Origin of the sequence: Methylomonas koyamae (assembly GCF_019669905.1) — a bacterium.
GTDB lineage: Bacteria > Pseudomonadota > Gammaproteobacteria > Methylococcales > Methylomonadaceae > Methylomonas > Methylomonas koyamae.
Window position 1 is genome coordinate 566,735 of the sequence record NZ_AP019777.1, and the last position, 12,589, is coordinate 579,323.

The following is a 12,589-nucleotide window of genomic DNA, read 5'->3' on the forward strand; positions in this document are numbered from 1 at the left end:
ACGCCATCATAGCGACTCATTTATACTGTGTCTTTTTTGAAAATGCGGATTCGTTAGGCATGAAAACATATCTGGTCGGCGGCGCGGTGCGTGATCGTTTACTGGATTATCCGGTCGAAGAGCGCGATTGGTTGGTGGTCGGCGAAACGGCCGAGACGATGCTGGCGCGCGGATTTCGGCCGGTGGGAAAAGATTTTCCGGTATTTTTGCATCCCGACACCCATGAAGAATACGCCTTGGCCAGAACCGAGCGCAAAACCGGGAACGGCTATAAAGGCTTTGCCGTCCACGCCGCTCCCGACGTGTCGTTGGAAGAAGATTTGCAACGGCGCGATTTGACGATCAATGCGATGGCCATCGGCGACGACGGCGTATTGGTCGATCCGTTTCGCGGCCGGTTCGATCTCGAGCAAAGGTTACTACGGCATGTGTCGCCGGCTTTCAGCGAAGATCCGGTCCGTATTTTACGCGCGGCGCGCTTTGCCGCCCGATACGCTCATCTCGGCTTCCGGGTTGCCGATGAAACCATGGCGTTGATGGAGCGCATGGTCGCGGCCGGCGAGGCCGATTATCTGGTATCCGAACGAGTATGGGCGGAGTTGCACAAGGCGCTGTTGGAGCGCACGCCGCAGGCGTTTTTTCAGGTTCTGCGCGATTGCGGCGCATTGCGCGTCGTTTTTCCGGAAATTGATGCGCTGTTCGGAGTGCCGCAGCCGGAAAAATACCATCCGGAAATTGATACCGGAGTGCATGCCCTGATGGTGCTGGAACAGGCGGCGCGCCTGTCCTCCAAAGCCGAAGTGCGTTTGGCGGCGCTGCTGCACGATTTGGGTAAGGCCTTGACGCCGGCCGAGCATTGGCCTAGCCACCACGGCCACGAAAAAAAGGGTTTGCCGGTGTTGCAACGCTTTTGCGAGCGGTTACGGGTGCCGAAGCCGTTTAAAAGTTTGAGCGTGCAGGTCATGGAATACCACACCCATTGCCACCGGGCGTTGGAGCTGCGGGCCGATACCTTGGTCGACATGTTGCTGGCGATAGGTGCATTTAAGCCGGAAAATCGGCTGGAAGAATTTCTGGCGGCCTGCGAGGCCGACGCCAGAGGCCGTACCGGTTTCGAAGGCTGCGACTACCCGCAAGCGGACTATATCCGCGGCGCCGCAGCCGCCGCGGCCGTCGCCGATACCGATGGCCTGCTTGGACAAGGTTTGCGGGGCGAACAGATCGGTGCGGCGATTCGCAGATCGAGGATACAGGCCGTCAATAATTACAAAACCCGTTACCAATCGTCCGTTTTATGAATACCGTTCTGACTTCCGCCGGGCTGCTGGTGTGCAGCAATGTCTTTATGACCTTTGCCTGGTATGCCCATCTGAAAGAGTTGAACAATAAGCCGTGGTTGCTGGCTGCCTTGGTCAGTTGGGGGGTGGCTTTGTTCGAATACTTGCTGCAAGTTCCGGCGAACCGTATCGGCTATACCGCGCTCAGCGTCGGCCAGTTGAAGATCATGCAAGAGGTGATTGCGTTGAGCGTATTCGTGCCGTTCTCGGTGTATTACCTGAAGGAGCCGCTGAAACTGGATTATCTGTGGGCCGGATTGTGTTTGCTCGGCGCGGTGTTTTTTATCTTCAGGGCCAAATTCAATTAAACGAACACGGCAGCGGCCGCAACCACGGAATCCAATATGCTCAGTTACCGACACGGTTTTCACGCCGGCAATTTTGCCGATGTTTTGAAGCACAGCCTGCTGGCTCTGACCATCGCAGCGTTGAAGCAGAAACCCAAACCTTTCGTATATATCGATACGCATGCCGGAGCCGGCAAGTACTCGCTTAAATCGGAATTCGCCGAAAAAACCGGCGAGTATCGGCAAGGCATCGTCCGGGTGTGGCGCGAATCGGAACCGCCGGCCGAATTGCGCGACTATCTGGCGGCAGTGCGCGCCGAAAATACCGGCAGGCAATTGGCGCGTTATCCCGGTTCTCCACAGTTGGTGAGGCGCTTGGTCCGGCCCCAAGATCGGTTATTATTGTCCGAATTGCACGGCTCCGACGCAACAGCATTGCAGCAATTGTTCGCCGGAGATAAGCAAGTGGGCGTGGCTAAGGAAGACGGCTTAAACATGCTGCCGAAAAAGTTGCCGCCGATTCAGCGCCGCGGGCTGGTTTTGATCGACCCAAGTTACGAGATGAGAGACGAATACAAAAAAGTGGTCGCCGCTTTGGTAAGCGCCTATCGGCATTTCGCCACCGGTATCTATGCGGTCTGGTATCCGGTCATCGAACGGGCCGCAACCGAAGCTTTTATCGCTAAGCTGGCCGAGACCGGCATTCCCAGGCAATTGCGCATCGAGCACTGCGTTGCTGACGACGGAGCCGGGAGAGGGATGACCGGTTCCGGTATGCTGTTTATCAATCCGCCGTGGCTGTTGGCGAGCCAGGCGCAAACGCTGTTGCCCTGGCTGGACCGGGTCCTGGCTGACGGTGGCGGGCGCTGGAAAGTCGAATGGACTGTGCCAGAGGCCGGTGCGGATAGCGGGTTACGGAAATAGCCATGTTGAGAAAAAATCTCGATTTGATCGTCGTCGGTTTCATCGTGCTGGCGCTCGTCATGTACGACGTGACGCTGGAATTGCTTGGCGAATTGATGCATCTGATGTTCGAGGGTCTGCACGTGGCTTTCGAGTACGTCGAGTTGGGCATTGAGGAGGCGGTTGAGCTGGTGTTTCACGTGCTGGACGTCGGCGAGATTATCGAATATTTGTTCGAGTCCGATCGCCACGGCAGCCAAGTCGTGACCTTTTATATCCTGATGTCGATTATCGGTTTCGGATTTTACAAATTGTGGAAAACTCTGCCGCGGCTACACGCGTTTTTAAAACAGCGGCTATTGAATATCTGGGTCCGGCGCAAAACCGAGTTGCAACTGTACTGGTTGTCGCTCACCACCCGCAACAAAGTGGCCCTTGCCATTACCGTAGTGCTCGTCGCATACATTGCCTCGTTTTTCGTGATGTAGCTGCGGCGCTTTACCATACCGTTTTTGAGCTATCCGATGCCATTAGAACAAGTCACGCAATCCATTTTGGCCGGCAACGGCCTGCAAACCCAGGACATAGACCGAGTGATGTCCGCGCTGCTTAGCGCGCCGGTGGATGCCGCCGATATTTATTTTCAGTCCAGCCATTTCGAATCCTGGTCTTTGGAGGGCGGTATCATCAAGGAGGGCAGCCATTCCATCGAGCACGGTGCCGGGGTGCGCGCCGTCAGCGGCGATAAAACCGGATTCGCTTACAGCGATCGGATCGAGTTGCCGATTCTGCTGGAAGCCGCCAACAACGTTAAGGCCATTGTCCGCCATGGACAACAGGCGCAGCGTAGGGTCGAGAGCTATCGCAACGCACCTTGCCTGTACCGGCCCGTGAATCCGCTAAAGTCCTTGGATGATCGGCAAAAAATCGAACTGCTGATGCGCGTCGACCGGGAAACCCGCAAGTTGGATTCGCGTATCGAAGAAGTTATGGTCAGTCTGATCGCCGCCTATGACCACGTGCTGATAGCGAACCAAGACGGCTCGTTGGCGGCCGACATCCGGCCGCTGGTGCGGATGAACGTCACCGTGATCATGGCGGCAAACGGCCGGCGCGAACAAGGCAGCATGGGCGGCGGCGGCCGTAGCGACTACGCTTACTTTCTGGAGGACGACCGCGGCTTGGAATACGGCAGGGAAGCGGTGCGCCAGGCGCAAATCAATTTACAGGCTCAGGAAGCGCCGGCCGGCAATATGACCGTGGTCTTGGGCTCCGGTTGGCCGGGCATTTTGCTGCACGAAGCCATCGGCCATGGTTTGGAGGGGGACTTCAACCGCAAGGGGACCTCGGCCTTCAGCGGCCGAGTCGGCGAGCGGGTGGCTTCCGATCTGTGCACCGTGGTCGACGACGGCACGCTGCAAGGCCGGCGCGGTTCGTTGAACATCGACGACGAGGGCACGCCGACCGAAAATACCGTATTGATCGAGAAAGGCATTTTGAAAGGCTATATGCAGGATAAGCTGAACGCCCGGCTGATGGGAGTGGCTCCGACCGGCAACGGTCGCCGCGAATCCTATGCCCATCTGCCGATGCCCAGAATGACCAACACCTACATGCTGCCGGGGCAAAGCGATCCGGAAGAAATCATCGCCTCGGTCAAAAAAGGCTTGTATGCGCGCAATTTCGGCGGCGGCCAAGTGGATATCACCTCCGGCAAATTCGTATTCTCGGCCAGCGAAGCCTACCTGATCGAAAACGGCAAAATCACCCGGCCGGTGAAAGGCGCCACGCTGATCGGCAACGGTCCCGACGTACTGACTAAAGTATCGATGGTGGGCAACGATATGGCGCTGGACAGCGGTGTCGGCACCTGTGGCAAAGACGGGCAAAGCGTACCGGTCGGCGTTGGCCAGCCGACGCTGAAAATCGATGGGTTAACGGTCGGCGGCACCGGCGTCTGAAGCAAACAACTGCGAACGTATCGGCCTTCGCGCGTAACGATTAAACAAGAGATTTACCGTGCAAAACCAGGAAGAAATCAATCGATTAAAAGATGTTGTCCAGCAATTGTTGGACGAGGCCAGGTCGCAAGGCGCCACTGCCGCGGAAGCGGCGTTCAGCGTCGATAACGGTCTGTCGGTATCGGCTCGCCTTGGCGCAGTGGAAACCGTGGAATACCATTGCGACCAAGGTATCGGCGTCACGGTGTATTTCGGCAAAAAGAAAGGCTCGGCCAGTACCAACGACATTTCCGCGGGATCGTTGAAGGAAACCGTCAAAGCGGCGTGCAGTATTGCCCGCTATGCCAGCGAAGACGAGTTTGCCGGGCTGCCCGATCTGGAGTTGCTGGCCACCGAGTTTCCCGATCTGGATTTGAATCATCCTTGGGCCTTGAACGCCGAGCAGGCTATCGACGTGGCGATCGAATGCGAAAATGCCGCGCGCGAATATAGTCCGGCGATCAGCAATTCCGAGGGGGCTTCGGTCAATACCCATCAGGGCACTAGGGTGTTCGGTAATTCCTTGGGTTTTTTGCAAGGCTACCAGTCCAGCCGCCATTCTTTGAGCTGTTCCGTGCTGGCGGGTAGCGGCGATTCGATGCAGCGCGATTATTGGTATAGCGTGGCGCGTAGCCCGCTCGATTTGGAATCCGCCGCGCAGGTCGGCGAAAAAGCCGCACAACGTACGTTGGCCCGGCTTGGGGCGCGGACTCTCGGGACTCGGCAATGCCCGGTGTTGTTTGCACCCGAAATGGCTTCCGGTTTGATCGGCGCCTTGCTGGGCGCGATCAGCGGCGGCAGCCTTTACCGAAAATCTTCGTTTTTATTGGATAGTCTGGGTACGCGGGTATTGCCCGAGTTTGCGCGGATACACGAGCAACCGTTGTTGAAGTGCGCACTAGGCAGTGCCAGCTACGATGCGGAAGGCGTGGCAACGCGGGCGCGCGACATTGTCTGCAACGGTATTTTGAAATCTTACATTCTCAGCACTTATTCCGCTCGCAAACTGGGCATGCAGACCACCGGTAACGCCGGCGGCGTGCATAACCTGATTGTCGAGCCGGGCGAACGCGATTTTGCCGATATGCTGAAGCTGTTGGATACCGGTTTGTTGGTAACCGAATTAATGGGCCAGGGCGTTAATCGCGTTACCGGAGATTATTCGCGCGGAGCGTCCGGGTTTTGGGTTGAGAACGGCACGATTCAATTTCCGGTACAGGAGATCACGATCGCCGGTAACCTGAAGGAAATGCTGCGCAATATCGTCGCGATTGGCAAAGACGTGGACTTGCGCGGTAACATTCGGGTCGGTTCCATCTTGGTGGAGCGGATGGCCATCGCCGGCGAGTAGCCGTTGCCGTTTTGGTTGTGGGAATCTGTTTGCCACGGAAGCAGGGAGTATGTCCGGCTTCCGTGTACGGATAGTCTAGGCTTTACGGCGTAAGCTAAACCAGCCGACAAGGCTGGAACCAAATAACCATATTGTTGCCGGTACAGGAACTGCGGCGATCTCCGCTAACACCGCGTAATGAACTTGGGATTGGGCGCCGTCGACCAGAGACACGAAGGCAAAATCGTTGAAAGGATCGTAATCTTCGGTATGGAAACGCCAGTCGAAACTGAATGACTCGCCGGCCAAGGCCGTTAACGCAAACGTATAAAGTTCGCCGTCGGAGCCGAACTCGTTTTCGGCGTTAGCGTAGCTTGAGGTATCGACGGGTGTAGTCGGATTGGTTCTCAAGTATTGTCCGTAACCGGCAAGGTCGAGAAAGGACTCTACGCCCGAATCGCCTTCGTCACTGACCCCAATAATCACTGTGCCGGTAAAATCTGCGGCAAATGTATAGTTGAAGGTTTGAAGGCCGGAATCTCCGAAACTGGGTACAAAAATCGTTTCCGCGTGGGCAATGCCGGTTGCGGCCAGCGTTAAAAGTATTCCGAATAGGCAGTGTTTCATTGTATGCTCCAATTGAACTGAGATTGATAGGAATCTCTCCCCTTCAAGCTTTTCAGCATAAATCGGGCCAATAAAAATTATTCAAATAATTTTATGGTCTTATCTGGTTTTTGGCTTAGTGTCCAAAGCGAGTTTGTAAAAACGGTCGACGGTTTGCCGGTTGGGTCGATTAACAGGCTAAAGGGATTGGTCGTCGTCGGATCGGGGCGGCAGCGAATCTAAAATCTCTTCGATTAATTTCGGTCCTCGGTAAATCAAGCCGCTATATATTTGGATCAAGCTGGCTCCGGCATCGAATTTCTCTTGGGCGTCTGCGGCGCAGAGAATGCCGCCGGCGGCGATAATCGGGATACGGTTTTGCAGTGCATCGGCCAGGCCCTTCACCACGTTAGTTGCGGCATCCTTGACCGGCGCGCCGCTCAAGCCGCCGCTTTGTTCGGCGTGAATGTGGCCCTGGATTTTGTCGCGTGCGATCGTGGTGTTGGTCGCGATGACGCCATCAATGCCGAAATCCAACAGCAGGCTGGCGATGTGCCGGATTTCGGCATCGTTCAGATCGGGCGCGATTTTCACCGCAATCGGCGTGTATTTGCCGTGTTGGGCGTGCAACAGGCTTTGCTCGTTTTTCAGCGCTTCCAGCAGACGCTTGATTTCGTCGCCTTGTTGTAACTGGCGTAGATTTTTCGTATTCGGCGAGGAGATATTGATCGTGATATAGCTGGCGGCGGCGTAGCTCTTGCGTAAGCCAATCAGATAATCTTCGGTTGCCTGCTCCAGCGGCGTATCGGCATTTTTGCCGATATTGATGCCCAGAATACCTGTGTGGCGCCGCTTGCCGGCTTGTTCCAGCAGGTGGTCTATGCCCAGGTTGTTGAAACCCATCCGATTGATGATGGCTTGGTATTCCGGTAAGCGAAACAGGCGCGGTTTGGGATTTCCGGGTTGTGGCCTAGGGGTTACCGTGCCGATTTCGATGAAGCCGAAGCCTAATGCCGCGAGTGCATCGATGTAATCGCCGTTTTTATCCAAGCCGGCGGCCAGGCCCAGCGGATTCTCGAACTTCAAGCCCATGACCTCAACCGCCCGGCTTTCCGAATCGGCTTTGATCAAATTCGACAGGCCGCTCAAATGCGCCAGCTTTAACAAGTCCAGCGTCACGTGATGCGCTGTTTCCGGGTCGAGAGAAAAGAGTAAAGGGCGGATTGCGGGATAAAAATTCATGATTTAGCGTGTTCGATTCGGCGAATAAGGAGTTGGATCGATGTGGGTTGGGCGTTGCAATACCAAGTCGGCCAGCAATTGCGCCGCTGCCGGACCCATGACCAAGCCGTTACGGAAGTGGCCGGCGTTGATATAAAGATTTTCGAGGTCCGGATGGCGGCCGATGTAGGGGATGCCCTGCGGGCTGCCGGGGCGGAGACCGGCCCAATGGTGGCTGACCGGGTAGTCTTTCAGGGTTGGCAGCAGTTGCGTGGCAAACTGGTAGAGTTGGTCGCGGGCCTGTTCCGTAGTGGTTTTGCTGAAACCGGCCTGTTCGACTGTGCTGCCGGCCAGAATTTTGCCGTCGCGGCGCGGAATCAAATACTGGTCGCCGTCCAGTGCCATAAATTGCAGCGTGTCCGGTTTGGCGTCGAAGAGCAGCATTTGGCCGCGGACCGGTTTAATGTCGATGTCGACCGGCCAATCCGGCAATAAATTGTTTAAAAATTCGCTTGTCCATGCGCCGGTGCTGACGACCAATTCGTTCACGGCAAATCGGCCGTGTCTGGTTTTTACTCCGGCGATGCGGCGATTGACGATGTCGATTTGCTCGATTTCGGTATCGTTGATGAATTGGGTGCCGAGTTGGGACAGGTGTGCGGATAGAGATTTCAACAGGCGCGGATTGCGGGCCTGGGCTATGCCGGGCAGCCAGATCGGCCGCTCGAATCGGGTCGTGAGCGCTGAGGTCAGTTCGGCGGGTATGGTGGTTTGGTATGCCACCTTGTAGTGTCCGCACCAATCTATCGCGGCTTCAAGGTCCGGGGTTTTGCAAATCAACATGCCGCATGGTTGCCATTCCGGGTCGATTCCGGTCCTTTCCAGCAGTTCCGCGCTCAATTCCGGATACAGTTTCAGGCTCTGTATCGCCAGCTCGGAAATTGCGGGAGCCTGCCGCCACGGATAAATCGGTAGCAATATGCCGCCGCCGGCCCAGGAAGATTCCAGGCCGGGCCCGGATTTGTCGATGATTGCGACTTCGCGTCCGGCGTTGTGGAATTCGCGGGCGGCAAGTTGGCCGCTAATGCCGGCGCCGATGATCAAAATGTCAAGGTGGTGGGTCATGCGGAATAGGGGGATGTCGGGCTATAGTTGCCTTTTTAAGGTACCACGAAGCCGCGGTGCTCGGTAGGCTTGAGGTGTTTGTGTTGTCTGTGTTAAAAAGCAAAAGAATGTTGTTTATTTTTGACAATTTTTGATTTTGGATTACAAGTTTTCTATATCCATTTGAAATTAATGTATTTTTTTTGAGTGAAAAAATAAGCTCAAAACTTGTATGGCTGGTATTTTGCTGCTATTATTGCCCGCGTGAAGAAATCCTGTGTTGCTATAAAGCCAATTCAGTCTTAACAATAACAACCCTTGGGGGGGAACAACAATGAGTTTTACTAAAACCAAACTAGCGCTGGGCGTTGCCGCAGCGACTTTGACAATGGCTGGAGCGATGGTTGCCCCGCAAGCCCAAGCAGCTGACAACAAAGCCGAGCGCGTTGCCGACGCCGCCGCCAGAAAGGCTGAAGCGCTGGAAGCGCAAATGGAACAAATGAACAGCATGATGCAGCAGATGCAAGCCGAGTTGAGCCGCGTCAAATCTGCCGCTGCGAAAGACACTACCGAAACCGCCAAAATCCAAGAATTGGATCAGTGGATGGCTTCTGTTAAAGCTGCTCCGGCCGCGTCCGGCGCTAAAGACAACCTGGTTGCGGTGCGCGGCGGTTGGACTCGTCTGGATCAATCCAGAAAAGCAGGCGCTAATCAGCCGGGAGCTATCTTAAGCGGATCCGATTTGTTGTCTGATAACGGAAACGCAGACGGCTTCTACTTTGGTGGTGCTTTCGATTTCAACGTTAACAACGATTTGTTCGGTTTGATGGATGACACCTCATTTGGAATCGAATTGGGTGTTGAGTATTCCGAATTTGGTACGGGTACAAACAATTTGACAGGTACCTATGCTCAGGCTTTAACGGGAGTGGCTGGCACCGCGGTAAATCCGGGATCCTCAACTGACAATCGTTTGCGCATTAATGCCTCTCCTAAAATCAAATTCATGCACGGCAGCAAATTGCGTCCATGGATCATTCCGGTAGGTCTGGAGTTGAACATCCTAGGTGTTCCTTCGCGAGCGGTTTCCGTTCTTAATTCAGGTATGCAGTTCGGCGGTGGTTTGGAGTACGAATTGTTTAGAGGTATCGTGCTGGGTTCCGACGTGCGCTACCACTATTCAACCAGCAAGGTCGATGGCACGGAAACCGATGGTTTCAGCGCCGGCGGTTCTGTAGGTTTCAAATTCTAAATTCTCAAGCAAATTTGCTTGATCGCAAAAAGGGAAGGCTCAGCCTTCCCTTTTTTTATGCCGTAAAGACTTTGCTATACTGCCGCGCCCCGGCACTGCTGATGAGGCCGTGCTTGTCCAGTCGCATCTAATTAGAAGGCAATGAAGTCTCTTTATCCCGAAATCACTCCATTCCATACCTTTTTTCTGGAAACCGGCAGCGACCATCGCGTCTATGTCGAGCAATCCGGCAATCCCGCCGGGATTCCGGCGATATTTTTGCACGGCGGTCCCTGTTCCGGCACCAAGCCCGATCATCGGCGTTTCTTCGATCCCAAGCGCTACCACATCATTTTGATGGACCAGCGCGGATGCGGGCTGTCGGAGCCGTTCGGCGAGTTGTCGGGTAACACGACACAAGATTTGTTGGCCGATATGGAGCGTGTTCGCGAGCGCTTGGGTATCCGCCAGTGGTTGTTGTTCGGCGGCTCTTGGGGCGGAACCTTGGCCTTGCTTTACGCCCAGCGGCATTCGGAGCGAGTGTCGGCCATGATTCTACGCGGTGTGTTCCTGGCTCGGCGCCTCGATATGGACTGGTTTCTCAGTGTAAATGGCGTGAGCCGGATCTATCCGGAATTGTGGCAGCAGTTGCAGGATAATCTGCCGGATTTGCCGGGCGGCACCATGCTGGAGCGCTTCTGCGAAGCGGTATTTAGTGCCGATGTGGAGGTGGCCAAGCGTGCGGTAGGACTATGGCAGGCATGGAGCGGGCAAGTGGCGCTAGGTAACGATTACCAAGAAAGTCTGGAAGCGGTTAACGAAAAAATGCTGCGCCAAGTCAAGATGGAGTTGCACTATGCCGCTCATGATTATTTTATCTCCGAAAATCAGGTGTTGGCCGATTGTGCCGGTCTAGGCGGAATTCCAGCGATCATAATCCACGGCCGTAACGATTTGACGTGCCCTATCGAATCGGGTTGGCGGTTGCATCGGGCGTTGCCGCAAGCGCATTTCCGGGTTTTGCCCAATGCCGGCCATATTGCCCGCGGCGATGAAATGATCGATGCCTTGGTGTCGGCTACCGATGAAATGGCAGCGGTTTTGGCTTAAGGATTGAAGAATATGGCGGATATCAGGCGGATTGTGATCGGCATGACGGGGGCTACCGGTGCGATTTACGGTGTGCGGATGTTGGAAATCTTGCGCGCACGCGGTGGCTGGGAGACTCATTTGGTCATCTCGTCCGCGGGTTTGGTCAATCTGAAGTACGAATTGGATATGGATCGGGCCGAACTATACCGAATGGCCGATTTTACCCACGGCATCAACGACATCGCATCGTGTATCGCCAGCGGATCGTTCAAAACCGAAGGCGTGGTGATTGCGCCTTGCTCGATGAAGACTCTAGCCGCCGTAGCTCACGGATTCGGCGACAACTTGATTTCCCGGGCGGCGGATGTGGCGCTCAAGGAGCGGCGGAAAACAGTGTTGGTGCCGCGGGAGACGCCGTTGAATCTGGCGCATATCCGCAACATGGCTGCGGTGACTGAAATGGGCGGTATTATCTTTCCGCCAATGCCGGCCTTCTACAACAAGAGCGATTCGTTGCGCGCAATGGTGGATGAAGGGGTGGGTCGCATCCTGGAAATGTTTGGCGTCGATGCCTGTGGCTTATACAAGCCTTGGACCGGTCTGGGCGGCTGAATGCCGTCTATCCCGCGCCGGATTAAGGTTTTTCGCCCGGAAATAGCTGCTCTTCAATTGACAGGGCGCCACGTTCTGATTTAGAGTTGCCCCACTCGCTTTAACCGCCCACTGACAAAGGCTTGCGGCGCTCTCGATTTGGCGACAAAAGAGAGGTTTACGGTAGGGGTGGGTCTTAAAAACAATAACTGTAACTACAACAATCGGAGCACATAAATATGGCAAGACCATTAATTCAAATGGCGTTGGACTCTTTGGATTTCGACCAAACCGTAGCTTTGGCAGATAAAGTAGCGCCTTACGTCGACATCTTTGAAATCGGTACCCCTTGCATCAAATATAACGGCATTAACTTGGTGAAAGAACTGAGAAACCGTTACCCAGACAAATTGTTGTTGGTCGACCTGAAAACCATGGACGCCGGCGAATACGAAGCAGGCGCGTTCTACGCAGCCGGCGCAGACATCTGCACCGTACTGGGCGTATCCGGCCTGGCCACCATCGGCGGCGTAATCAAAGCAGCGAAAAAACACGCTGCTGAAGTCCAAGTCGACCTGATCAACGTGCCTAACAAAGCGGAGTGCGCACGCGAATCCGCTAAATTGGGCGCGCAAATCATGGGCGTTCACACCGGTCTGGACGCGCAAGCGGCTGGCCAAACTCCGTTCGGCGATTTGAACGAAGTTACTTCTTTGGGTCTGAACGTTCGCGTTTCCGTTGCCGGCGGTATCAAACCTGCCACGATTGACCAAACCGTCAAAGCCGGTGCGAACATCATCGTCGTCGGTGCGGCTATCTACGGTGCGCCATGCCCTGCAACCGCTGCTCGCGAAATTCGCGAACTGGTTGACGCTGCAGCTGCATAA

13 protein-coding genes are annotated in these 12,589 nt (G+C 55.1%); 10 read left to right on the forward strand and 3 right to left on the reverse strand.

Annotation, left to right across the window (positions count from 1 at the left end):
- Positions 1–59 precede the first annotated feature (59 nt).
- From MKFW12EY_RS02685 to pmbA, 6 genes are read left to right on the forward strand one after another with little or no spacing between them, the layout of a single operon-like run.
- Positions 60–1,298, forward strand: coding sequence for a multifunctional CCA addition/repair protein (locus MKFW12EY_RS02685; protein WP_221053967.1), 1,239 nt, complete (start codon positions 60–62; stop codon positions 1,296–1,298).
- On the forward strand, positions 1,295–1,645 hold the full coding sequence (locus MKFW12EY_RS02690; RefSeq protein ID WP_064020402.1) for a DMT family protein: 351 nt from the start codon (positions 1,295–1,297) through the stop codon (positions 1,643–1,645). Before MKFW12EY_RS02685 ends, MKFW12EY_RS02690 begins: the two co-directional genes overlap by 4 nt.
- A 36-nt stretch (positions 1,646–1,681) precedes the next feature.
- Entirely contained in the window at positions 1,682–2,548 is an 867-nt protein-coding gene (locus MKFW12EY_RS02695) for a 23S rRNA (adenine(2030)-N(6))-methyltransferase RlmJ (protein ID WP_054760119.1), read from the forward strand.
- A gap of 2 nt (positions 2,549–2,550) precedes the next feature.
- Positions 2,551–3,015 (forward strand): hypothetical protein, encoded by a 465-nt coding sequence (locus MKFW12EY_RS02700; RefSeq protein WP_054760117.1) that lies wholly within the window; start codon positions 2,551–2,553, stop codon positions 3,013–3,015.
- Positions 3,016–3,051: 36 nt separating this feature from the next.
- Positions 3,052–4,488 (forward strand): metalloprotease TldD, encoded by a 1,437-nt coding sequence (tldD, locus tag MKFW12EY_RS02705; protein ID WP_064020405.1) that lies wholly within the window; start codon positions 3,052–3,054, stop codon positions 4,486–4,488.
- A 58-nt stretch (positions 4,489–4,546) separates the two neighbouring features.
- Positions 4,547–5,878, forward strand: coding sequence for a metalloprotease PmbA (gene pmbA, locus MKFW12EY_RS02710; protein ID WP_221053968.1), 1,332 nt, complete (start codon positions 4,547–4,549; stop codon positions 5,876–5,878).
- 75 nt (positions 5,879–5,953) lie between these two features.
- On the opposite strand, the gene MKFW12EY_RS02715 is transcribed toward pmbA, so the two are convergent.
- The 3 genes from MKFW12EY_RS02715 to MKFW12EY_RS02725 all read right to left on the reverse strand — a co-directional run bounded on the left by MKFW12EY_RS02715 (position 5,954) and on the right by MKFW12EY_RS02725 (position 8,809).
- Positions 5,954–6,484, reverse strand: coding sequence for a PEP-CTERM sorting domain-containing protein (locus MKFW12EY_RS02715; protein WP_054760115.1), 531 nt, complete (start codon positions 6,482–6,484; stop codon positions 5,954–5,956).
- A 177-nt stretch (positions 6,485–6,661) separates the two neighbouring features.
- Positions 6,662–7,705: a quinone-dependent dihydroorotate dehydrogenase gene (locus MKFW12EY_RS02720; protein WP_054760113.1), complete on the reverse strand. Its 1,044-nt coding sequence runs from the start codon at positions 7,703–7,705 to the stop codon at positions 6,662–6,664.
- Positions 7,706–7,708: 3 nt separating this feature from the next.
- Complete coding sequence (locus MKFW12EY_RS02725) at positions 7,709–8,809, reverse strand: NAD(P)/FAD-dependent oxidoreductase (RefSeq protein ID WP_054760111.1); 1,101 nt, start codon at positions 8,807–8,809, stop codon at positions 7,709–7,711.
- A 313-nt stretch (positions 8,810–9,122) separates the two neighbouring features.
- Between MKFW12EY_RS02725 and MKFW12EY_RS02730 the strand changes: the two genes are divergently transcribed.
- The 4 genes from MKFW12EY_RS02730 (at position 9,123) to hxlA (ending at position 12,589) form a co-directional block, all read left to right on the forward strand.
- Positions 9,123–10,040: a hypothetical protein gene (locus MKFW12EY_RS02730; RefSeq protein ID WP_054760109.1), complete on the forward strand. Its 918-nt coding sequence runs from the start codon at positions 9,123–9,125 to the stop codon at positions 10,038–10,040.
- A gap of 141 nt (positions 10,041–10,181) precedes the next feature.
- Complete coding sequence (gene pip / locus MKFW12EY_RS02735) at positions 10,182–11,129, forward strand: prolyl aminopeptidase (RefSeq protein WP_054760107.1); 948 nt, start codon at positions 10,182–10,184, stop codon at positions 11,127–11,129.
- Between the two features lie 12 nt (positions 11,130–11,141).
- A complete protein-coding gene (locus MKFW12EY_RS02740) occupies positions 11,142–11,723 on the forward strand; it encodes a UbiX family flavin prenyltransferase (protein WP_064020412.1) in 582 nt (193 codons plus the stop codon).
- 218 nt (positions 11,724–11,941) lie between these two features.
- Positions 11,942–12,589, forward strand: a complete 648-nt coding sequence (gene hxlA, locus MKFW12EY_RS02745) for a 3-hexulose-6-phosphate synthase (RefSeq protein ID WP_064020413.1) — start codon at positions 11,942–11,944, stop codon at positions 12,587–12,589.